This is a genomic window from Pseudoleptotrichia sp., from assembly GCF_057270515.1.
This window is the reverse complement of record NZ_DBHIXS010000003.1, coordinates 222,150-245,366: the sequence shown is the minus strand read 5'-3', so window position 1 is coordinate 245,366 and position 23,217 is coordinate 222,150. Positions and strand designations below refer to the sequence as shown.

At 32.1% G+C, this 23,217-nt stretch carries 18 protein-coding genes; 13 read left to right on the top strand and 5 right to left on the bottom strand.

Annotated features, from left to right (window positions below):
* Positions 1–568 precede the first annotated feature (568 nt).
* The 4 genes from ACO5J6_RS04180 (at position 569) to ACO5J6_RS04165 (ending at position 8,917) form a co-directional block, all read left to right on the top strand.
* On the top strand, positions 569–817 hold the full coding sequence (locus ACO5J6_RS04180; protein ID WP_485642254.1) for a hypothetical protein: 249 nt from the start codon (positions 569–571) through the stop codon (positions 815–817).
* Positions 787–1,317: an OmpA family protein gene (locus ACO5J6_RS04175; protein WP_485642253.1), complete on the top strand. Its 531-nt coding sequence runs from the start codon at positions 787–789 to the stop codon at positions 1,315–1,317. The genes ACO5J6_RS04180 and ACO5J6_RS04175 overlap by 31 nt, the downstream gene beginning before the upstream one ends.
* A 65-nt stretch (positions 1,318–1,382) precedes the next feature.
* Complete coding sequence (locus ACO5J6_RS04170) at positions 1,383–1,568, top strand: hypothetical protein (RefSeq protein WP_485642252.1); 186 nt, start codon at positions 1,383–1,385, stop codon at positions 1,566–1,568.
* Between the two features lie 209 nt (positions 1,569–1,777).
* Complete coding sequence (locus ACO5J6_RS04165; RefSeq protein ID WP_485642251.1) at positions 1,778–8,917, top strand: autotransporter-associated N-terminal domain-containing protein; 7,140 nt, start codon at positions 1,778–1,780, stop codon at positions 8,915–8,917.
* A gap of 271 nt (positions 8,918–9,188) precedes the next feature.
* Here the strand turns inward: ACO5J6_RS04165 and ACO5J6_RS04160 are convergent, their stop codons facing one another.
* From ACO5J6_RS04160 to ACO5J6_RS04140, 5 genes are all read right to left on the bottom strand, one after another.
* Positions 9,189–9,641: a hypothetical protein gene (locus ACO5J6_RS04160; RefSeq protein ID WP_485642250.1), complete on the bottom strand. Its 453-nt coding sequence runs from the start codon at positions 9,639–9,641 to the stop codon at positions 9,189–9,191.
* A gap of 423 nt (positions 9,642–10,064) precedes the next feature.
* Positions 10,065–11,168 (bottom strand): Gfo/Idh/MocA family protein, encoded by a 1,104-nt coding sequence (locus ACO5J6_RS04155; protein ID WP_485642249.1) that lies wholly within the window; start codon positions 11,166–11,168, stop codon positions 10,065–10,067.
* A 183-nt stretch (positions 11,169–11,351) separates the two neighbouring features.
* The gene (locus tag ACO5J6_RS04150) at positions 11,352–12,188 is read right to left on the bottom strand and encodes a carbohydrate ABC transporter permease (RefSeq protein WP_485642248.1); all 837 of its coding nucleotides are present in this window, start codon (positions 12,186–12,188) and stop codon (positions 11,352–11,354) included.
* Entirely contained in the window at positions 12,188–13,081 is an 894-nt protein-coding gene (locus ACO5J6_RS04145; protein WP_485642247.1) for a carbohydrate ABC transporter permease, read from the bottom strand. The genes ACO5J6_RS04150 and ACO5J6_RS04145 overlap by 1 nt, the downstream gene beginning before the upstream one ends.
* Before the next feature lie 34 nt (positions 13,082–13,115).
* Positions 13,116–14,432, bottom strand: a complete 1,317-nt coding sequence (locus ACO5J6_RS04140) for an ABC transporter substrate-binding protein (protein ID WP_485642246.1) — start codon at positions 14,430–14,432, stop codon at positions 13,116–13,118.
* Between the two features lie 307 nt (positions 14,433–14,739).
* On the opposite strand from ACO5J6_RS04140, the gene ACO5J6_RS04135 reads away from it, so the two are divergent.
* The 9 genes from ACO5J6_RS04135 to ACO5J6_RS04095 all read left to right on the top strand — a co-directional run bounded on the left by ACO5J6_RS04135 (position 14,740) and on the right by ACO5J6_RS04095 (position 23,166).
* Complete coding sequence (locus tag ACO5J6_RS04135; RefSeq protein WP_485642245.1) at positions 14,740–15,573, top strand: helix-turn-helix domain-containing protein; 834 nt, start codon at positions 14,740–14,742, stop codon at positions 15,571–15,573.
* A 91-nt stretch (positions 15,574–15,664) separates the two neighbouring features.
* Positions 15,665–16,294 carry a tetratricopeptide repeat protein gene (locus ACO5J6_RS04130; protein ID WP_485642244.1) on the top strand — a complete coding sequence of 210 codons (630 nt, stop codon included), beginning with the start codon at positions 15,665–15,667 and terminating at the stop codon, positions 16,292–16,294.
* 286 nt (positions 16,295–16,580) lie between these two features.
* Positions 16,581–17,414: a tRNA lysidine(34) synthetase gene (locus tag ACO5J6_RS04125; protein WP_485642243.1), complete on the top strand. Its 834-nt coding sequence runs from the start codon at positions 16,581–16,583 to the stop codon at positions 17,412–17,414.
* Positions 17,415–17,545: 131 nt separating this feature from the next.
* Entirely contained in the window at positions 17,546–18,886 is a 1,341-nt protein-coding gene (gene glmU / locus ACO5J6_RS04120) for a bifunctional UDP-N-acetylglucosamine diphosphorylase/glucosamine-1-phosphate N-acetyltransferase GlmU (protein ID WP_485642242.1), read from the top strand.
* On the top strand, positions 18,887–19,876 hold the full coding sequence (locus ACO5J6_RS04115; protein ID WP_485642240.1) for a ribose-phosphate diphosphokinase: 990 nt from the start codon (positions 18,887–18,889) through the stop codon (positions 19,874–19,876).
* The gene (locus ACO5J6_RS04110; RefSeq protein WP_485642238.1) at positions 19,869–20,474 is read left to right on the top strand and encodes an L-threonylcarbamoyladenylate synthase; all 606 of its coding nucleotides are present in this window, start codon (positions 19,869–19,871) and stop codon (positions 20,472–20,474) included. Before ACO5J6_RS04115 ends, ACO5J6_RS04110 begins: the two co-directional genes overlap by 8 nt.
* A gap of 10 nt (positions 20,475–20,484) precedes the next feature.
* Positions 20,485–20,955, top strand: a complete 471-nt coding sequence (locus ACO5J6_RS04105; protein ID WP_485642236.1) for a viral A-type inclusion protein — start codon at positions 20,485–20,487, stop codon at positions 20,953–20,955.
* Between the two features lie 42 nt (positions 20,956–20,997).
* Entirely contained in the window at positions 20,998–22,104 is a 1,107-nt protein-coding gene (locus ACO5J6_RS04100; protein ID WP_485642234.1) for a GspE/PulE family protein, read from the top strand.
* A 399-nt stretch (positions 22,105–22,503) separates the two neighbouring features.
* Positions 22,504–23,166: an HAD family hydrolase gene (locus ACO5J6_RS04095; RefSeq protein WP_485642233.1), complete on the top strand. Its 663-nt coding sequence runs from the start codon at positions 22,504–22,506 to the stop codon at positions 23,164–23,166.
* The last annotated feature ends 51 nt before the right edge of the window (positions 23,167–23,217 follow it).

Here is a 23,217-nt window from a genome sequence, read left to right as displayed (position 1 = left end):
ATGAAGCATTGGAAAAAATGGAAGAAAGACTTGAAGGAATACAAAGTAAAATGAAATAATTGAAATAAAGATGAACTTTTAAGATTACTAATTTAAAAGGTATTAATTAAAAAAATTATGAAGAGATTTTTAGTCTTTTGGAATAAGAAGTAATGAAAAATAACAAAAAATAAAAAAACAGGAGTTTAGAAGATATTTTATTAATAAAGAACAAATCAAAAAAATGAGGAAAGGAGAATATAGTCTTTGTTGAAAAAAGGCTTTTAAAAATAAAGGTCTTAAAGAAGCCTAATAAATCTTTATTTGATTATTTAATGTACTATATTATAGAAAATTTTAAAAAAAAGAAATTAAAAAGGAAGTTCAAGGAAATCTAATATAAGTAGGTCTAACAAATCTTTTATCTGATTTACTGTATTATAGAAGTTTTTAAAAAAGATTCAGATAAATTTGATAGATATACCGTATATCTCAATCTTGAAGTTCAACTTTTTGGAATTAGTACATCAAAGAATTTATGTATAAAGATTACTTATATATCAAAGATTATGTTTTAAGTGAAAAGAATATGAAAAAGATAGCAATAACATTAGGATTAGGAGCATTAATGGTATCGTGTACAAATGCAAAGCTGGTAAACTACAACACAGACAGACTGGACAATATAGAAGCATATTTAAAAGAGAACAAATTTGTAAGACCGTCTGATAACTTGGATAAATTAAGAGATGAAGGACAGATAGAATTTACAACACAATACAAATCACTTGAAAGAGAGGCGGACGCATGGAAAGAAAATCAAGAACAACAACAATAATACTCGCAATGTTGTTTCTATTGTTAGTTTCCATACCTGCATTGGCAGTAAGAAAGTTGACAACTAAGCAGATGAGAAATAATACTATAAGAATAAACGCATTGGAACTGGATGAAATAGATATAACAAAAGTAAAAGGTCCTGATGAAGTAACAGTTGTATTGGATGAGAGAGCATTATTATTTGATTTTGATAAATCAAATGTAAAACCTCAGTATTATGCTGTGTTACAAAATCTGAAAGAATATATAATGGCTAATGACTATGAAGTAACAATAGTAGGTCATACAGATGCCAAAGGAAGTAATGAATATAATATGAAACTCGGAATGAGAAGGGCAGAAAGTGTAAAAGCTAAATTACTCGAATTCGGGGTACCTGCTGACAGAATAGTGGGAGTAGAATCAAGAGGAGAAGAAGAGCCGGTGGCTACAAACAGTACTGACGAGGGAAGAGCATTAAACAGAAGAATAGAATTTAAGTTAATAAGAAAAAACTAAAATCAAAGTAACTAATTATAAATAAGAAACAAAAAAATCTTGAAAAAGAAAGAGAGGTGGGATATATGAAGAAGATAGTAATATTTGCTTTATTATTAATAAGTGCACTTTCAATGTCACTTGCTAAAGGAAAAGGAATTCCTAGACCAAGAAGAAATACGAATATAGTAAGACCTGAAAGACATAATAATATAAATGATAAAGGTAGAGGAGATAAATGTATTGATAATCCTGAATGCGGATTAGGATAATTTAATCATATTTAAAAAAAATAAGATTTTATAATTAACAAATTTTGATTTAATTAGTCAACTTTGATTTAAAAGAATTTTCCCGAAAAATATTTAATTTTTCGGGAAAATTCAATAATCATGACTTAGAATAATATAAATAGTATAAATAAAATAAAAAAGGGAGAAAAATTACTCTGAAATAAATCTTTGAAAAAAGGAGAAATAATATGAGCAATAACCTGAAAAAAATGGAGAAAGAATTGAGAGCCATAGCAAAAAGATGTAAAGATATAAAATATACAAAAAGTTTGCTTTTGAGTTTTTTACTAATGGGAATGTTGACATTTTCAGACGGACTTAATTCTTCTCAAGTTCAAAATACTCAAAATTCAATAAATAAAACAAGAAAAGAGCTGAATACTTCAATAAGTGATATGAAGTCATCATTCAGACAAGCAAAAAATGAAAATAATAAATTATTGAGAAATGCTAATTTAGAGCTTATAAAATTAATGGAAGAAGGAGACCATGTAGTAAAATCTCCATGGGCTTCATGGCAGTTCGGAATAGGATATACTTATAACGGTTGGAGAGGAACTTATAAAGGCTTGAAAGATAAAGCCGAAAAATATCCTCATGAAGCACCGTTTAAAAGAGGTAACTGGTGGCAAAATATGGCCAACAAAAATGGAGAACTGTATAGAAATTTAGGTACAGGGACAGCTATAGATTCGTCGCTGGATACAAATAGACAGGGACTGGCTTTGAATAATTACGGACTTCTGGATTTAGGATTACTATCTGAACCTGTAGTAAGTCTGAAAGTCGGAGCAGGAATAACTCCTAAAGCGATAACAAGAGAGCCTGTAGTAGTAAATCCGCCTGAAAATGTAAATATAAATGCTCCTGCCCTACCTACAATCAGCACACCGAGACTACAGTTCAATGCACCTGCAGGAGGAGCATTGGCCCTTCCTACGGCAGATATATTTAATATAGATTTGGGAGCATACTGTAACGATATGGAAAGTTGTGGGGAAGTAGATGAAGAGATTAGAAATGGAATAACATGGAATAATTCGAATCCAGGTAACTATCAATTTAATACATTAAATGAATATGCAGGATATCAGTTTAAAAATGACCCTGCTAGTACATGGGCGAGTGTAATGGGAGAAACAATTACAACAAGTCAGATACTAAATAATTTACATAGTATGGGATTACCAAGTACTGTAACGCAGTTTGATGACCCTACTTTAAGATATTCATGGAATCTTATCGATTCTGCTGCAAAAGGACAGTGGAGACTTTTTAAAATATATTTTGATGTTATGTCCAGTCGGGAACGTGACCCTAATACCGGTGCTTGGATATTCAAATCTCCTCAACTTACTATAGATAATGAAATAGAAATAAATTCCGAAAACTATGATGATATAGTAAACTATGAGCCGAGCTGGAGAGATTTTAATGCACAGCCATTTTTAGTAGGTGGAAGTAGAATAGCTACTTTAGATAACGCGGTAAATGGCGGTAAAATAATAAATGCATCTAAACTGAAACTGAAAGGACCTTTAACAGTAGGGCTGGAAGTACAGTATGACGAAATAGGTAACAAAAACAGAGTTTTAGAAAATAGAGGAACAATTACTGACGAAGGTGAATATACGACAGATGTTAATAATGAAATAGGTGGAATTAAGCTTGGGCAAAAATATTCCGATGTATATGGAAGTCAACTTGATTTAGGAATTTATAACTGGCAAACATGGAAACAGATAGCTGGAGGCGGTACTATAGATTATAGTATAGAGCGTTCAGGAGCACAAAGTTCATATGGAAGAAATGGAGCTTCCGGCGGAAGTATGGAAGTATATAGAAACAGACTGGGATATTTAGGTGGAAAAGTCGGAATGATACTTACAAGGGAAGACGGTGAATATCAAGGTGTACGATCAGAATATGGGTCCAATCCGGGAGATCCGTCAAAACATTATCCTCAAAAAACAGTGGAAGATAAGTATGAATTTTCAAATACAAATAATATAGCGTTTCATGGAGACAGATCGATAGGGATACAGATATACTCTCCATATACCGGAGATGAAACACCTCATACTAATTTCCAAAGTTCTCCGGGAGTTTGGAGTTCAGTAGCCAATATTAGTGTTCCTCCTATAGTAAAAGTTTCAAATACAGGAACTATAACAACAGAAGGAACAAAAAGTTACGGGATAAAAGTATCTTCGGGAATAAATACAGAGCATTCTTCCGTAACAAATAGCGGTACTATAAATGTTTCAGGATATAACGAAGTTGCATCCAATGCTGCTGTCAATGCTGCCAATCCTCTTACACCTAATACAGGTAGTGGTGGAGCTGACGGAAACGGAAGTTCTGCGGGGATAGCAGTAATAGAAGACCCTACTCAAACAGGAAATGTAAGACACTGGGACACTGCTACTAATGATTATAGAACTATTGCGGGTAATCCTACTCCTAAACCTATAAGTGCGGGAGAAAATGTCGTAAAAAATATGGGTAGTGGAAAAATAAACGTTTCAGGGCAAGGAAACTCAGGTATGTTCCTGCAAACAACATTTAAGGATACTTTTGTGTCAGAAGGGGAAATAAATCTACAAGCTCAAAGTCCTGGAGATGCTCCTGATAAATATAATAAATATAACAGTAACAATATAGGAATGAGAATAGCTACAGGACAAGTAGTTGACCTTGATACTGCTCCTGATGCGGCTATGTACGCTCCTACTACCAGTGGAACACCAACACCTCAGACATCAAGAAACCTTAATAAAGCTGATGCCAGACAAAAAGGGATAAATAAAGGAAAAATTAACATAAAAGGTGGAAGAAGCCAATTTACAACTACTGTAGGTACAGTTACGAAAGAAGACGGTAGAAATATAGGAATGCTCGCATCAGGTGGAGACGCTGTCGCAGATAACCAGGGAGAAATAAATATAGGAGATGCAACAGCAGGTGTTGAAAATAAAGATATTAGAAAAAATATCGGAATGGCAACAGCAAAAGGTAATGCAAATGTAAGTACTAATGAAGGTGCAGCAGGAACAAGAACATTCGGTAAAATAATAAATACTAAAAAAATAAATATTACAAAAGGTGAATCCAATACAGGAATGTATATCGGAATAGACGGTGGTGCAAAAGGTACAGGAGTTTCTGCCGCTGATTCGGAAATAAACATTACCGGTGGAGAAGAAAATATAGGAGTATGGAATGAAGGGAACTATATTTCAGACGGCGGTAAAATAAATGTAACAGGAAAACAGTCAGTGGGAGTATACTCCAAAGGTGCAAACTCGGATACAACTTTAAAAGGAAGTATAACTTCGGGTAATGGTGCTGTAGCAATGTTTGCGGATGGTAACTCCACAATGAAAATGAATGACCTGAATGCCACAGTAAAAGACGGAGGATTATTGTTCTACAGTAATTCGGGAGGTAAATTTAAATTTGGTACAGGAGTTACAGCGACTATAGAAGCAGGAGGAAATGCTTTCTATTCTGAAAATGCCACATCTCTTGACGCTCTTACGACAGCTATTATGGAACGTATAGCAGGAACAGAGCAAATAAACCTTACTATGAAACCGGGTTCAAGATTGTTTGTGTATGAGGGTACAGGTGCTGTAAACTTAAGTACGGTAGCTCCTGCAACAGGCGGAAGAAGAGAAATCAAAAAAGGTACTGATGTAATAGGTTACGCAACAGGTACAGGATATAAAGCGCTGACTGCAAAACATATTACATTCAACATTGATACACCTGTAAGTCTGGATAATGCAGATGACAGATTCCATGCAGCAGATGCTATATCTTCAAATGTAAATATAAATGCAAAAATTACTAATAACGGAAATGCAATAGCAAATAACATGAAGTATGTTGTGGCACAAAGTCAGGATAAAACAACAGGAGTTACAGCTGCCAGTTTGAAAATAACAAATAATAACACTATTGAAGTAACAAATCAAGGTGGAGTTGCAGTTGCAGTTATAGACTTTGGTACTATCGACAATGAAACAAATGCTACAGTGAAAAATACAGGTGAAGGCGGAGCAGGATTAGTAGGTGCAAGAGGTTCCATAATAAACAATAAAGGAACTGTAACAATAGGTAAAAATGGAGCTGCATTATACGGTATAAACGACCTTGACAGTAATGTATCGACAGGTACAATAGAACTGAATAATACAGGAACAATCAATGCCGAAGGTGAAAATCCTTACGGAGTGGTAGCATTAAATAAAAATAATAACCCTGCAAATTCCAAAATAACATTGAGTGGAAGTTCTCATATAGATTTTGGAGCAAATAACGGCGGAATAGCAGTATATGGACAAAATACAACGATAAACAGTGCAGGACGTATAACTTTGGGAAGTAACGGTCTCGGAATAAATGCAAAAGGAAATTCCACACTTAACCTTACAGGAGGAACAATAACAAGTACAGGAGCGGGAGCAAAAGGAATATATTCCGATAACGGATTTACTAACACAAACACAAGTATAGACTTACAAGGAGATAACTCCATAGCTATGTTTGCAAATGGAGACATTACAAACAGTGCGACAATAAGAGTAGGTAATTCTACAAATGCTTCAAGTCCTGCTATAGCAATGTACGGACGTTCAATAACAAATACAGGTAATGTTCAGGCAGGAGAAAAATCCATAGGTATATATTCAAATGGAGGAAATGCCAGCGTAGACGGAATATTAGGAATAGGTTCTGAAGGTACGGGAATATATAAAATAGGCGGAGCATTAAATCTGAATAATGGACTGATATTCAATATAGGAGACGGTGCAGTAGGAGTATTTGCAGATAATGCAACTATAAGCGACTTGAGAACAGGACCGACAACATTAGGAACTTCTTCAATAGGATATGCTATGAACGGTGGAAGTTTCACAAATGTTTCGGGAACTCAGTTTGTAGGAAATGACAGTGTTTATGTATATGCAAGAAATGGAAGTAACGTAGTAAATAACAGAGCTGTAACAATGACAGGCGGACAGGGTGTTGCGTTGTACGGTAAAGACGGAACAAACATAGTAAATGACGCCGACATAAATCAAGGTTCAGGAATAGAAAATGTCGGAATATTGATTACAGGAAGCGGTTCTGCAGAAAACAAAGCAGGAAGAACTATAACAGTATCAAAAAGCTATCTGGCAGATGAAAATGCCCCTGAAACAGGAAAATATTCAATCGGAATGGCAGGAGAATCCACAAACGGAGGAGCATTATCTCTTGTAAACAACGGTAAAATAGTTGTAAATTCCCACAGAAGTATAGGAATGTATGGAAATGGAAGAGGAACTACGGTTGAAAATAGGGGAGATATTATACTTGATGCTTCGAATGCAACAGCTTCGGATAAAATAGAACAAATGACAGGAATGTATCTGAATAACGGTGCTACAGGAGTAAACTACGGAAATATAAAAACGGCAGGAAACTATGCAGGTAACCCTAATGTAAAAGGTATAATGGGAGTAGTGGCATTAAACGGAAGTACTTTCGAAAATAGAGGTAATATAGAAATAGACGCAAATTCAGGAGTTGGAGTAAGAATAGAAGGTGCGAGAATTAAAAACTACGGACGTATAGTAGTAAATGGCAGCGGAGCTGTAGGAGTTCAGCACGGTAATGCTCAAAGTGCTGACGGACAATCTATCGGTGATAATGACACTGAAGCAGCTAAAGACAGCAAAGTTAATGCTACGGGAGCAACTATAACTGCAAACGGTGGAGCACAGAAATACTTTAAAATAGATGTATACGACCCTACAAAACTTCCTATAGGCGGAGTAGAGTTGAAAAATATCGGTGGAAATTTAAGAGCTGTTGTTGACGGAGTACCTCAGGTTGCACAAATTGTACCTCCTGATGTAAACGGACCTCAAAGAGATTCTATGTGGACAAATTTTGGAGTATATGTAGATACTTTAGGAAGAACGAGAGGAATAGAAGGTACAGGATTTAATCCAACAGGAAAAGTGGACGTAGTAATAGGAGCCGAAGCTGCTCAGAAAACAAACCAGACAACTGTAAAAGTACCATGGGAAACATTGAAATCAGTAATGGAACCACTTTTATCAAATACACAGGTAGAGCTTAATATATATTCAGGAGCATTACACTGGTTTGCTTCTTATGATAATAATGAAAAAAGTGTAACTATGGTAAAAGTTCCTTATCAAAAATATGCTAAAGACAACAACACGCGTGCTTACTTGACAGGAGTGGAAGAAAGATACAAAATGAATGCTCTTGATTCCCGTGAAAAAGCATTATTCAATAAATTAAACAACATAGGTGATAATGAAAGTATACTGTGGGCACAGGCTGCTGAAGAAATGATAGGTAGACAGTATGCAAATACTCAACTGAGATTGTACAAAACAAGTGAAATCTTAAATAGCGAGATTGATAAACTTTCAAGAGAATGGGATACTTCTTCTAAGAAATCCAATAAAATGACTACATTTGGGACAAGAGGAGAATACAGAACTGAAACTGCGGGAATAAAAGACTACACAAATAATGCTTACGGAGTTGCATATATCAATGAAAATGAAACTCTGAAAATAGGAGAAAGTTCAGGTTGGTATGCAGGAACAGTCTATAATACTTATAAATTTAAAGATATAGGAAAATCCAAAGAAGAAACTCTAATGCTAAAAGCCGGATTATACAGAACAAAAGTATTCGGTAAAAATAGAGATATGAGCTGGACAGTGGCAGGAGAAGGTTTTGTAAGTAGAAGTGAAATGGATAGAAAATACCTTGTAGTTGATGAAATATTCAAAGCAAAAGGTAGCTACACAGGTTATGGAGCAGCGATCAAGAATGAACTCGCAAAAGAATTCAGAACAAGCGAAAGATTCAGTATCAGACCTTATGGAAGCTTGAGACTCGAATATGGTAAATTTGGTGATATCAAAGAGAAAAGCGGAGAATTGAGACTGGCTGTAAAAGGAGACGACTACTATTCAGTAAAACCTGAAGCAGGAATAGAATTCAAATACAGACAGCCTGTAGCTAAAAAAGCAACGTTTACAACGTCGTTAGGATTGGCTTATGAAACTGAATTAGGAAAAGTCGGTAATATAAACAACAAATTAAGAGTAAACTATACAGATGCCGACTGGTATAATATCAGAGGAGAAAAAGAGGACAAAAAAGGAAACTTTAAGACAGACTTGAATATCGGTGTTGAAAATACAAGATTTGGAGTAACATTAAATGCAGGATATGAAACAAAAGGTAAAAACGTAAAAGGAGGATTAGGATTTAGAATTATATATTAAGATAAAAATCCTGAAAATCTTTGAAATCTTTTGATTAAAAGCTTAAAGTAAAGAAAAAAGGCTGCTAATTTTAGCAGCCTTTTTAAAATAAATTAGAAAAATAATATTAGCAATTATTAATTGAGGTTTTATAATAAAAACTTTCCTCAAAAAATATTCAAGAAAAAATGGGAGAAGTTTTTATTTAGCTAACTCTATTTTATTAATTCTTATATTATTCAGCATATCATAATATTAATTATTTTAAAATATTATTTGATTTAAAATTTATTTATTCGAAATAATAATATTCATTTTCTTTATATTTTTCATGTCCTTTTTTGTAATAAGCTAATTTCTTGAAAACAAATGTTTTTTTACCTTTTTTCATTTCTTCCCTTGTTTTTTCCGCAAAATCTTCTCCTGATAAATAAATAACTTTAATTTTTGCATCTTCAGGTATTTTTGGATGATCCCACTCAATTTTCTTTGTAGGGTCTATCTCAATACAAGTTGCATAAAGTTTTATATGGTTGATATAGAAATTTTTAAAAACTATATTTGAATATGAAACAAAACATTGCTGATTTTGAATATAGCCCATTGAACCGTCTTTTATGTTTTTATTTATCTCTTCGGAAAACTGTTTGAATGAAATTCTTTCCCCGAAAAGAACATTGAATGAAAGCAGGAAAAAACTAAGAATAAATAAAAGTCTTATTTTGTTTTCTATTTTGTTTTTCATAGATAAAATCTCCTTTTTATTAGTCAAATATATTTACATAATCGTACTACTAATATATTACCATTTAATCAGATAATTTTCAACAGATAAACATTAAATAAAAAGATTAACTTCCAATTTTTATAGAAGTTAATCCTTGGCAATTATTTAAATTAATTAATTAGTCTCTTGATGTCAATTCAGTAAAATTTTCTATAATTTTTCATTTTTTATATCTTTTAATCAGCTTTTTCCCATTTTACACATTTTCCAGTACGAGTATTTCGAACAACTACAAAAGATACAAACACAAACGATATAAAAAAAACAAATAAAAATTAAAATACTAACAACGGTTTAAATAAAAAAGCTGTTTAAAGAAAATATACATATATTATTTTTTAAACAGCTTTTTATATATATTACAATGAAACAAAGAAGAATTTATAAGAGTTCGGATAATTTCACCTTTCTGTCTTCCAGTAAAGATTTAGTGAGAGCATCTGCTGTCAGGATAGAATCCCTTGCAGCAGTACCGTCCAGCAATGGAATAAATTCCTTGTCAATCTCAGCTCCCTGAAGAATATTATGTAGAAATTCCATTTCCATTTCCATTATTCCATGAAGCCATAAAGGAGGTATTCTGTCAGGTTTCCCATACATTATTGCACCGTCCATTTCAAGTCCCTTATATATTCTTGTTCTGTCGTCATCTTCTTCTTTCGTACGATGTAGAAGAAATTTTTCTTCCTTATCATCAATCTTTAAAGTAACACCTACATCTTGCAAATCGAGTAAAATAGCTCCCTTAGTACCTTGAATTTTTACAGAATGGTCAGGCCATCTGAATGCAGAACCGTATTGTAGAGTTGCAAATCTTTTATTAGGAAATTCAAGAGTTATAAAAAGAGCATCATCTTCATCACCAAATTTTTCTCCTTTATGTGCAATATTTCCTCCGACCATTGTTACTTTTTCAGGTACTCCCATTATAAATTGTATGAAGTCCAGTTCGTGTATATGATGATAGAGGTGTCCGCCTGAAAGTTCCTTTATTTTTTTCCAGCTGATTTCTTTCTGCTCTTTTTCCCATCCGTTTCTTAAAGAATGGCAATGTAGGACTTCTCCTATAACACCGTCGTTTATTAGCTGTTTTATTTTTCTGACACCATTCATAAAATTCATAACGTGTCCTGCCATGAAGATAACACCGTTCTTTTTTGTAGCCTCAATCATTTCTGAGCAATCCTTATATGAAAGGGCAATGGGTTTTTCACAGAATACATGTTTTTTATTTTTTGCAGCTTCTAAAACAGCTTCCCTATGTGCTCCATTTGGAGAAGCAACTATTATTGCATCAATATCTTTCCTTGAGCATAATTCCCGAATATCTTTTGAAACTTCACAACCGAGTTCTTCAGCAATATTCTTTGTATTTTCAGGGTCATAAATGGAGATAACTTTCGCTCCTTCCAGTTTATTCAATATTCTTCCTAAATGTGCTCCAAAATATCCGGTTCCTATTATTCCGTAATTTATATTTTTCATTTTTGTAATAGGGCTATCTAAAAAGACTTAGAATTTTAAATAGAAATATATCTATGAGAAAAATTTTAATAGAAAAACAGATTTAATTTTTATATGTTCTGTCTGTATTTTTTTAAGATAGCACCTCTCCTTTCTTCAAAATTATGTGTTTTAATATTTTATCTATAATTAATTTTAATATTTTTATTTAACAGATCCGTCTGATAATCCACCTGCAATTTTATTCTGTATAATCATAAAGAATACTATTGAAGGCAGGATTACAATTACCGATGCTGCCATCATCTGTCCCCAGTCAAGTATTTCCGATCCTGTTAGAGAATAAAGAGCTATAGACAGAGGCATTTTTTCAGAGTTATTTATTAGAAGCAGTGCATACAGGAACTCATTCCATGTATTAATAAATGTATAAATAGCAGTTGAAACAATTCCCGGAGATACTATAGGAAGTACAATCTGAAAAAATATCCCAAATTTTCCTACACCATCAACTTTTGCGGCTTCCTCAATTCCAATAGGAACAGTCTGAAAAAATCCTATCAGCATCCATATTGCATATGGAATGGAAAATGATAAATAAGTGATAACTACACCAATCCAAGTATTGATTAATCCTAATTTTGCCATAACAGTTACATACGGGACTGCCAGCAGGATAGTAGGAAACATATAAGTAGTAATAAGCATTTTTGTCATTTTTTTACCTACTTTAGGAAAAAATCTTACTATCCCGTAAGCTCCAAGGGCTGAAACAACAATAGTTATTAAAGTTGCTGTAAAAGATATAATTAAACTGTTTTTTATATTTCTTATAAAATTTAGACTAAACAGAACCTGTTTATAATAATCAAATGTTATCTTTTTAGGAACAAATGCCAATGGATTACTGGACATTTCGCTCGAAGGCTTTATGGAGGAAAGGATAATCCATATCAGAGGGAATACAGCAATTACTGCCATGACAGTTAAAAGCAGGTAGATCAATGTATTAAAGATATTATTTTTATAACTGTATTTCATTATTTATCATCCTCTCTTTCCCATTTGTTAAGCAGTTTAAAGTATCCAAAACATACTGTCATCAAGAATAGAAGGAGCAAAATAGTAACTGCAGATGCAGTTCCCAGTCTTTTCAGGTTCCACCCTGTCTTATATGCATATATAGGCAGTGTAGTAGTCAAGTCTGAAGGACCTCCTCCGGTCAGCAGATAAAGCAGATCAAAGTTATTAAAAACCCATATTGTTCTCAAAACAACCAGTAATCCTATAACTCCACGTATATGTCTTATTGTTATATAACGAAATACCTGAAAAGAAGATGCTCCGTCAACAATGGCGGCTTCATACTGTTCACGTGGGATAGTTTTTAAGGCTGCCAGAATATTTACCATAAACAGGGGAGCTCCAAACCAAATATTTATAAACAGTACTATCCAGAAAGCAGTTTTTGGATCTGCCAGAAAATTTATGTTTTCTTTTGTAAGATGAAGCTGTGTAAGTAAATTTGGTACAAATCCATAAACATCATTTAAAATCCATTTCCATGAAAATGCTATAACAATAGCAGGAAATGCCCACGGGATAATAAGCAGAGTTCTGTAAAATCCTGAAAATTTCGGAATCCTGTTTAGGGAAAGAGCAGCTATAAATCCTACCAGAAGTTGTCCTGTAATTGATAAAATAGTCCATTTTATGGAGTTTAGGAATGCATGATAAAACTCAGGATTAGTCAGGACAAATTTAAAATTGTCAAACCAGATCCATTTATAATAAGGTCTAATTAAGTTTTTCGATGTAAAACTGAAGTATATGCTTGAAAATATAGGATAAATCAGTAAAAGAAAAACAATTAGCATAGCAGGTAAAACAAACAATAGATTTATCTTATCAATATTAATTTTTTTCTTTTTCATGGGTATTCCTTTCCTGTTATACGGTTCGTTAAAGTTATTTCGCCGCAGCAAATAGATCGTTTAATTCTTTTTCAGCTTTTTTTGCGGCTTCTTCCACAGGGACATTTTTCAGTATAATTTCCTGAAACATTTTTTCAATTACTCCTTGGCTTGTAATTATACCGGCTTCAGGTTTCGGACCAAATTCCATTCCGATTGCAGTACCTTTATCAACAGCATTATTAATTACCGTGATTGTATCATGGAACTGTTTTATTATTGGATCATTTAAATATTCAGGGTCATTTGAAATATCTTTTAAGGCCGGTAACATACCACCCGGAACAGAATGTAAAAATTTAATATATTTTTCTTTTTCATATAAGCTTTCAATGAAAGCTTTTGCAATTTCAGGGTGTTTGCTATTTTTCCATACGATTACAGGTATATTTGAAGTTTCTATTCCCTGTTCAGGGTCTGTTGCATTTATTTTTGGAATTGGTGCCGCAGCTATTTTATCCAGTAGATCCGGCGAATTCTGTTTTACTCCTCCTATTTGAAAACCGCTGTTAAAGTCAAAAGCCGTTTTTCCCTGGTAATAAAGAGTGGCCTGATCCAGTACCTTGAAATTTACTGAACCTTTTGGAGATACAGTTTTATACATATTTACCCAGTAATTTATTCCGTCTATGGCAGCCTTACTCGTCAAATTTGCTTTTCCGTCTTTAGTTATCAGAGTTTCTCCTGCTGAACGCACATAGAAATTCAGAAATCTTGTTGCCATCATATCTCCAAGACCCATAGGAACTGAAAGTCCATAAACTTGAGGAGGATTATTCAATTTTTTAGCTGCCTCAAATAGTTCAACCCATGTTTTTGGAACTTCAAGTCCTGCAGCTTGTAATAGATCTTTTCTGTACCACATTACCTGTGCATGTGAATATAGGGGTATGGAATAATGCTTTCCGTCCAGCTCTCCTTCTGTAAGAGGCGCAGTATAAAATCTGTCTTTTCCAATATGATCGATTACATCGTCAATAGGAACCAAAGCATCTGCCTGAAGCAGCTCTACAACATGGTTAGGCAATGCCGTACTCACATCAGGTACTTGTCCGGCCTGTAGTCCTGTTGTCCACTTAGTATAAAATTCAGGCCATGCAAATGTTTCAATTTTAATTTTTACTTTTGGGTGTTTTTTCATAAAGTCTTCAGCTGCCTGTTTCATAAACTCATTTCTCGGACCTTGAGTGAATGAATGCCAGAATACTATTTCTCCTTCCAGTTCTCCGCTATTTTCAGATTTTTTGGAACCTCCGCAGGAAATAATGAGGAACAGTAATGTTACAAGCAACAGGATTATCTTCTTTTTCATGTGTTTTCCATCCTTTCAATATCATAATTTATTATGTTCTAAAATAATTGAAATATACTATTTTTGAAATAATATATCTTGTAATATATTTGTATGATAATTATGTGAAAATAATTGACGTCATCTTTTCCTTTGATTATTAAGAGTATACCTTTATTTTTTAATAAAACAAGACTGTTAAAACGATTAATTATAGTAAAAAACGATTATATAGATGTTCTGATATAGAAAAATTATATAGAAAAAGTTGTTTTATAAACTTTATTAGGGTATAATTAGTATAAAATAATAGCAGGAGAAATAGAATATGGAAACTAATTCATTAATGAAAGCGTTTCATCTTGCTTTCCTTTATGTGGATATATATACTTTTAACAGGGACTGGAAATTTGAGGAAGAAAAAGTTCCGTATTCCATGATAAGATTTATAGTAGAAGGGGAGGCTAAGTTTGTAATAGACGGAAACATCTATAATGTCAGCAGGAATGATATTGTTTATATACCTGAAAGCTGTAATCTTCAGTGTATGTCCACTTCAAATCATTTTTCTTTCATAAGTGTAAGATTTACCGCTTCCTATTCGATACATGGACTAAAAATATGGTCTGAAATAATGAATTTTGATACGCAAATCAATTGTGAGGATGAATTTATCATCAACTGTTTCTATTCCATGATAAAAGAAAAGAACAGCGATAAGCCGGGGATGTCATTTGTTCTGAGAGGATATCTCGAAATAATAGTAGGCTATCTTATAAATATTTCAAAAGAAAAAGGTGAAAGCAGAACATGTAAAATACAGTACTATAACAGAGAAATAGACAGCAGAGTACAGACGATTGTAAATGATATGATAAATAATCCTTCTAGGGAATTTTCCACAGAATATTACTGTAGAATATCTGATATCAGTGAGGCTTCTTTCAGAAGGCTTTTTAAAAGACACACGGGAAAATCTCCTAATAAATTTTTCATGGAAATCAAGATGACTGTCGCTGCCAGAAGAATTCTTGAAACAGATGACAGAATATCTGATGTATGCAGATATGTGGGTATCGAAGATGCAAATTATTTTACAAAAATTTTTAAAAAATATTTTGGAGTTTCTCCACATATTTACAGAAAAATAAGTAGAGGATAAAAAATATACCAAAATACAGTAAAAAATGTTTACTAAAAGTGATATTTATGATAGAATTAAACATATAAGACCATTTAGGAGTTGAAACAGCATGTTGGAGACATTAATTTTTAGAGAAATCAGATATAACAACAATAATGAGGAAATGTTGGAAAAGTATAAAAATAAAATCAAAGAAAATCCTGACGATGTAGAAGCATTGCAGACATTGGCTTCTATTTATCATGCTTTGAAAAAAAATGATAAAGCAATAGAAATATATGAAAAACTGGTCGAGTTAGAACCTGTAAATCATGAAATAAGAGCATTTTTAGGATATTTATATTATGAAAATGAGCAGCTTGACAAAGCTGAAGAAAATCTGAATAAATCTCTTGATTTAAATGAAGCTGAGCCTTTTGTACTATTCCTGCTGGGAAATATTTTTTCCAGAAGAGGGAGAATTTCCGATGCTGTAGACTGCTATGATTTGGCAATTTTCCTTGATTTTGATATGTATACTGCACATATTGATTTTGCAAGAAAATACGAGCATATGGGTAGACATAAAAAAGCATTGAAAGAGTTTAAAGCTGCTCTTGAAATCGACTCAAGAGATGAAGGGCTGATTGAAAAAATAAAATATATAGAAAATAAATGTAACACAACAGGACAATGCAATGCTGAACTTGATGAGCAGAAACATCTCATAACATCTGACAAGCTGGCATTCAATATATAAAGGAGAAAGCGGGTCGTTTGAACGGCTCGATTTTCTTTAAAAAAGAAAATCGATTTAAGATTTAAAATTTGAAAAAATATCGAATAAAAAAACATCAAGAATTGAAAGTCAATATATACAAAGTATTAAAAAATAAAATATCAAAAAATATCAAATTTTAGAAAAAATTGTCTAAGTGAAGCAGAAAAATAACTAAATTATGAACTTTATAATTTAATGATATAAAAATGATATAAAATATAATAAACACACAATAAAATACAATACAAGGAGAGAAAAAAATAAAATGGTAAATTTAGTCTGTGAGGCAATCATACCTGACGGTCCTATGAAAGAAGTCAGCGAAATAGAAAACAGTATCAGGACAACATATAAAAAATCCATATGGGCAAAGTTTGTAAAAGCCATAAATGATTTTGATTTAATAGAAGACGGAGATAAAATAGCGATAGGTGTATCAGGAGGGAAAGACAGCCTGCTGCTTGTAAAGTTATTTCATGAGTTGAAAAAAGATAAAAGTAAAAATTTTGAATTTAAAGCAGTGAGTTTAAATCCCGGATTTAGAGAATCAGATTTAAATAATTTTAAAAGAAATCTGGAAAATTTAAATATAGATTGTGCAATAATAGATACAAATATATGGGAGATAGCTAATGAAAAAGCACAGGATTACCCATGTTTTCTATGTGCAAAAATGAGAAGAGGAATACTTTACAGAAAAGTTGAGGAATTCGGTTACAATAAATTGACTTTAGGTCATCATTTTGATGATATGATAGAAACTACAATGATAAATATACTTTATGCAGGAACAGTAAAGACAATGACACCGAAAGTGAAATCTTCTTTGGGCAATCTTTCGTTAATAAGACCCCTGATTTATGTAAGAGAAGCAGATATAATAGATTATACCAAAGAAAACGGAATAAGACCGATGAACTGTGGATGTACAATAGAAGCGGGAAAAACTTCAAGTAAAAGAAGGGAAGTAAAAGAACTGCTAAGGAGCCTTGAAGAGCAAAATCCCGGAATTAAACAGAGTATTTTCAATTCTATGAAAAATATAAATCTGGATTATGTTTTAGGATATACTCGCGGAAATAAAAATGACAGGGAATAAATTCCAAATGAACCGTTGAATTAAAATAAAAAAATTGATATAATCAAAAAACAATAGAGAGATTTAATCTGAAATAAAATTTTTAATATAATATGAGAAATTATAAAATATAACACAAATGAGGAGGAGAAATGTTATCTTTAATATTGGCTGCGGGAAAAGGGACAAGAATGAAATCCGAGAAGCCGAAAGTATTGCACGAAGTAAACGGAATGCCGATGCTAAAAAGAGTTTTAAAGTTGCTTAGAAATACAGGTGTCGATAAAAATATATTCATTTTAGGGCATAAAAAAGACGAAGTGCTGAAATCAATGGGAGATATTGAATATGTGGAACAGAAAGAACAGTTGGGAACAGGACACGCTGTACTCATTGCAAAGGAGAAAATAGAAGAATATAAAGATGATGTTCTGATAACGTACGGAGACACTCCTTTGTTGAGAGAAGAAACTATAAATAAAATGAAAGAAATATTTTATGAAAAGGAACTTGACTGTATACTTCTGTCATGTAAAATGAAAAATCCTTTTGCATACGGGAGAATAATAAAAAAAGACGGAAATGTTGTGGACATTATTGAAGAAAAAGAAGCAACGGAGGAACAGAAAAAAATTAAAGAAGTAAACTGTGGAGTTTATATTTTCAAATATGAAAGCCTTTTAAAATCCCTTGAAAAAATAGACAATAACAATATAAAAGGGGAATATTACTTACCCGATACTATAAAATTTCTTTCTGCAGGGGGATACAAAGTTGAAAGTTATCAAATAGAAGATGAAGATGAAGTTTTAGGTGTAAACTCCAAAGCTCAACTTGCTCAGGCGGGAATAATCCTAAGATATAGAAAAAATATGGAACTTATGGATGACGGAGTAATACTCATAGACCCTGATACAACATACATAGAGGAAGAAGTTGAAATAGGAGAAGACACAGTGATTTATCCTAATGTAATTATTCAGGGAAATACTAAAATAGGCAGAAGTTGTACAGTTTTAGGTAACACAAGGATAGAAAACTCCATTATAGCTGACAATGTCAAAATAGAAGCTTCGCTTATAGAGCAGTCCGAACTGGATGACGGGGTAACTATAGGACCTTTTGCTCATATAAGACCTAATACACATCTGAAAAAAAATGTACATATAGGAAATTTTGTAGAAATAAAAAAATCAGTATTGGAAGAAGGAGTAAAAGCCGGACACTTAACTTATTTGGGAGATGCGGAAATCGGAAAAAATACCAATATCGGAGCAGGAACAATTACATGTAATTATGACGGGAAGAATAAACATAAGACAATTATAGGAGAAAATGCGTTTATTGGAAGTAATTCGACTATTGTCGCCCCGGTGGAAATAGGAGAAAAAGCCTTTACTGCGGCAGGTTCGACAATAACGAAAAAAGTACCTGAAAAAACATTGGCATTTGGAAGAGCAAGACAAACAAATAAAGAAGGGTGGAAAGAATAAATGGAGACTTCAAGCGAACAGATTAAGATTTTTGCGGGTTCATCAAACAAAGAATTGGCTGAAAAAATAGTTCAGCATCTAGATATGAAACTGACTTCTGTCCAACTTATAAAATTTGCAGACGGCGAAATATTTATAAAGCCTAATGAAAGTGTCAGAGGATGTAAAGCGTTTATTATACAGTCCACATCGGGACCTGTAAATGAAAATATAATGGAGCTGCTTATATTTATTGATGCTCTGAAAAGGTCGTCGGCAAAAGAGATTATCGCAGTAATCCCTTATTATGGGTATGCAAGGCAGGACAGAAAGGCGAGTCCGAGAGAGCCGATTACATCAAAACTTGTGGCAAATCTGCTTACAGTTGCGGGAGCTACCAGAGTTATAACAATGGATTTACATGCAAGACAGATACAGGGATTTTTCGATATTCCCGTAGATCATATGGAAGCATTGCCTATTTTGGCTAAACATTTTATAAATTACGGATTTCACCCCGAAGACACAGTAGTAGTTTCTCCTGATGTGGGAGGCGTGAAAAGAGCGAGAGGTCTTGCCAAATGGTTGCATACTCCCCTTGCAATAATAGATAAGAGAAGACCGAAAGCCAATGAGTCGGAAGTGATGAACATTATCGGAGATGTAGAGGGTAAAAAAGCTATACTGATAGATGATATGATAGATACTGCAGGAACGATATGTAATGCTGCCAAAGCATTAAAAGATAAAGGAGCTATTGAAGTATATGCCTGCGCTACTCACGGAATATTTTCAGGACCTGCAATAGAAAGACTTAAAAATTCTCCTTTGAACAAAGTCGTAGTTACAGACAGTATTGAGATACACGAAGACAAAATGTTTGATAAACTTAGAATACTTACAACAAGTAAAATGTTCGCAGAAACAATAAAAAGGATATATTGGAACGAAGCAATAAGTGATTTGTTTGAAATGCCTGCCGAAGAGAGAGAAATAAAGATAAATGAATAAAAATATAAAAAATGTGGCAGAAATTATGATAAATGGAGGAATTGCAGTATTTCCAACAGATACTGTCTATGGATTAGGTGCAGTTCCTCTGAAAAAATCTATTGAAAAAATATATGAAATAAAAAAAAGAGATTTCTCAAAAAAAATAATAGCTCTAATTAACGATATTTCCAATCTTAATGAAATGATTGATGAAACATCGGAAAATATGGATAAAATTAGTCCTGTTTTAAGAGAATACTGGCCGGGAGAACTGACAGTAATATTTAAAGCTGACAGGAAATTTACCCGAAAATTTGATGAGGAGCTTGAAACAATCGGAGTAAGAATACCCAAAAATAAAACAGCTCTTGAAATAATAAAAAATGCAGGTGGAATTGTCCTGACTACGAGTGCAAATATTTCAGGTGAGAATCCTGTTACACGATTAAACAGTTTGAATGAGGAAATCCGTGAAAAGGCTGATTGTGTAATAGAAGATGAAAGCACACTTACAGGAAAACCGTCTACAATAGTAAAATATGAAAACGGAGAAATAGAGCTTCTAAGAAAGGGAAATGTTCCTATTGAAAATATAAAAAAGTTGATGAAAGGATAAATAAAATTATATGGCAAAAATGGTAAATCCGAATACAATAAATGATATGACTCTTGTCAATGTAAAGGCACAAGCTAAAATGAATCAGCTTGTTCAAAAAATAGGTAAAGGAAAGCGAAAAATAAAAGTTACATTGGGGAAAAGCACAAGAAGTTATTTAACTAAATTAATCGAAGAAATGAAAAAACAGATGAAAGTTTATGAAAAACAACTTCCGAATATTTTTCAATTTTTTGGTTATTTGGAAAAAGAAATTAAAATAACTAAGGAAAATAAAAAAGAAAAAACGAAAGATGTTTCTTTATCATTCGAAGAACTGGATTTTCTAAAACTTCAAATAAGAGAAACAATAAAAGGGATAGATAATATGAAAACTAAGCTCAAATGGTATAATTTTTTGAAAAAGGGATTATATAAAACATTGAGAAAACAAAATGAAATGACACTGGAAGAATTGGGGAAAACAACAGCGGTTAAATAACTGATAAATTATAAAACAAGGGAAAAGGGAAGGTTGAGGACAATGAAAAACGTTATATCTTATGTAAATGTTATTCTTGAAACAGGAATAGCTGAACGGGCAAGTGATGTCCATATAAAGCATAATAATGAAGAAAGTGAAATAAAATTCAGGATAGACGGGATTTTAAGGGAAATTAGCGGATTATATGAAAAAATAGACAGACGCATATTAGCCAAAAATATGATTGAAATAATTTCCAGAATAAAAATTTTATCTGAAATGAATGTAGCTGAAAAGAGAAAACCTCAGGACGGGAGTTTCTCTTTTGTATTAAATAATGAAAAATATGATATAAGAACTGCATTTATGCCTACGGTCAATGGGGAAAGTATAGTTTTGAGAATTTTAAAAAGTTATCTTGAAAATACGGAACTTGAAACTTTAGGATTTTCAGAAAAAAGTAGAAAAAGTCTGAAAAAAATGTTAAGAAGAAAATACGGTCTTATACTTGTAAGCGGACCTACAGGTTCAGGAAAATCAACTACTTTAATGTCAATGGTCAATATACTTAATAACGGACAAAAGAAAATTATATCCGTAGAAGATCCTGTTGAAAACAGAGTGAAAGGAATAGTACAGGTTCAAGTAAATGAAGAAATAGGAATTACTTTTTCAGAAATATTAAGAAATGCTCTTAGAAATGACCCTGATATAATAGTAATCTCGGAAATAAGAGATGAAATTACTGCTGAAATAGCAGTAAGAGCAGCATTGACAGGACATCTCGTAATAGCCACTATTCATACAAATGACAGTATCTCGACTGTTACAAGACTTATGGATATGGGGATACCTAAGTATCTTATATTGGATGCTTTAATAGGAGTGATAGGACAAAGACTTACAGGCAGAAAATGCTTTCATTGCTCAGGAAAAGGCTGTAAACATTGCAGGAACGGTTATAATGGAAGAATTTCCATAAATGAAACATTGATGATAAACGAAGAAATAAAAAATATTCTTAAATCAGAAAATTCGAGTTATGAGTATAAAAATAAATTGAAAAAAAATCAAAGTGATAATTTTATTGATTTTGAAGAAGATATAAAAGAAAAAGTAAGAAACAATCTGATTTTTGAAAAAGATGTTATTGATTTTCTGATATAAAATTTTGAAATTAAAATCCTGAAATATTATAAATTTGAAATAAAATCTTAAAATAAAATTTTGAAAATAAAAAATGAGTTTTTAAAAATCTAAAAAAATTAAGAAAAAAGAAGAGAATTTAAAAAAGAAAATGGAATTATTAAAATAAATATCAAAAAACTAAATAATTAATAGAGATAAATAATAAAAGAATAAATATTGGAAAAATAAATAATATAAAAATAGTATCGAAAATAACAGAATTGAACAATTAGTAGAGATAAATAATAAAAGAATAAATATTGGAAAAATAAGTAATATAAAAGTAGTATTGGAAAATAAGTAAATAATCAAATAAAAGAAGAAAAATTAAAAAAATTAATAAATAATAGAAAGAATTAGACAGTAGAAAGAAGAGATATGAAAAAAAATATAATTGTATATGATTTTGATAAAACTATATATGGCGGAGAATCAGGAACAAATTTTTTTACTTATTATTTTAAAAAATATCCGATGAAAGCATTAATGTTTTCTTTTTTGTATTTAAAAGAAGTGTTTCTGTATTTGATAAAAGTTATAAATCTGAAACAACTGAAAGAAAGATTTTATGTTTTTCTTGAGAAGCATTCTCCTGAAGAAATTCAAAAAATAATAGATGATTTCTGGAAAGAATATTCAAAAAAAATTTATAAGTGGACATATGAAGAACTGAAAAACAATAAAAAAGAAGCGGAACTTGTTATTGTGAGTTCTGCAACTCCTACATTTCTCATTGATAAGTTTTTATTATCATTGGGTTATGATATTGTTTTCGGAACAGATTTTGAAAAAGGAAAATCAGAAGAATTTATCTCAAAAATAAAGGGAGAAAATAATAAAGGGATTGAAAAAGTACATAAACTCAATCAATGGGCGGACGAAAATAACGTAGAATATGAAATAACAAAATTTTATTCGGACAGTTTGGCTGATAAGCCATTGTTTGATATTGCCATGAAAAAATACTGGATAAAAAAAGGAGAAAAAATAGAGGGAATGCCGGATAAAAAGACAATAATAGATATTCTTTTCTGGAAATAATTTCTGGAAATAAGAGATAAAAAATAAAAATACTTATTGACAAATTGTAAA

What these genes read in the sequence shown, in the direction of transcription:
- ACO5J6_RS04180 (WP_485642254.1), top strand. Translation starts at nt 569, where the DNA reads ATGAAAAAGATAGCAATAACATTAGGATTAGGAGCATTAATGGTATCG.
- ACO5J6_RS04175 (WP_485642253.1), top strand. Translation starts at nt 787, where the DNA reads ATGGAAAGAAAATCAAGAACAACAACAATAATACTCGCAATGTTGTTT.
- ACO5J6_RS04170 (WP_485642252.1), top strand. Translation starts at nt 1,383, where the DNA reads ATGAAGAAGATAGTAATATTTGCTTTATTATTAATAAGTGCACTTTCA.
- ACO5J6_RS04165 (WP_485642251.1), top strand. Translation starts at nt 1,778, where the DNA reads ATGAGCAATAACCTGAAAAAAATGGAGAAAGAATTGAGAGCCATAGCA.
- ACO5J6_RS04160 (WP_485642250.1), bottom strand. Translation starts at nt 9,641, where the DNA reads ATGAAAAACAAAATAGAAAACAAAATAAGACTTTTATTTATTCTTAGT.
- ACO5J6_RS04155 (WP_485642249.1), bottom strand. Translation starts at nt 11,168, where the DNA reads ATGAAAAATATAAATTACGGAATAATAGGAACCGGATATTTTGGAGCA.
- ACO5J6_RS04150 (WP_485642248.1), bottom strand. Translation starts at nt 12,188, where the DNA reads ATGAAATACAGTTATAAAAATAATATCTTTAATACATTGATCTACCTG.
- ACO5J6_RS04145 (WP_485642247.1), bottom strand. Translation starts at nt 13,081, where the DNA reads ATGAAAAAGAAAAAAATTAATATTGATAAGATAAATCTATTGTTTGTT.
- ACO5J6_RS04140 (WP_485642246.1), bottom strand. Translation starts at nt 14,432, where the DNA reads ATGAAAAAGAAGATAATCCTGTTGCTTGTAACATTACTGTTCCTCATT.
- ACO5J6_RS04135 (WP_485642245.1), top strand. Translation starts at nt 14,740, where the DNA reads ATGGAAACTAATTCATTAATGAAAGCGTTTCATCTTGCTTTCCTTTAT.
- ACO5J6_RS04130 (WP_485642244.1), top strand. Translation starts at nt 15,665, where the DNA reads ATGTTGGAGACATTAATTTTTAGAGAAATCAGATATAACAACAATAAT.
- ACO5J6_RS04125 (WP_485642243.1), top strand. Translation starts at nt 16,581, where the DNA reads ATGGTAAATTTAGTCTGTGAGGCAATCATACCTGACGGTCCTATGAAA.
- glmU (WP_485642242.1), top strand. Translation starts at nt 17,546, where the DNA reads ATGTTATCTTTAATATTGGCTGCGGGAAAAGGGACAAGAATGAAATCC.
- ACO5J6_RS04115 (WP_485642240.1), top strand. Translation starts at nt 18,887, where the DNA reads ATGGAGACTTCAAGCGAACAGATTAAGATTTTTGCGGGTTCATCAAAC.
- ACO5J6_RS04110 (WP_485642238.1), top strand. Translation starts at nt 19,869, where the DNA reads ATGAATAAAAATATAAAAAATGTGGCAGAAATTATGATAAATGGAGGA.
- ACO5J6_RS04105 (WP_485642236.1), top strand. Translation starts at nt 20,485, where the DNA reads ATGGCAAAAATGGTAAATCCGAATACAATAAATGATATGACTCTTGTC.
- ACO5J6_RS04100 (WP_485642234.1), top strand. Translation starts at nt 20,998, where the DNA reads ATGAAAAACGTTATATCTTATGTAAATGTTATTCTTGAAACAGGAATA.
- ACO5J6_RS04095 (WP_485642233.1), top strand. Translation starts at nt 22,504, where the DNA reads ATGAAAAAAAATATAATTGTATATGATTTTGATAAAACTATATATGGC.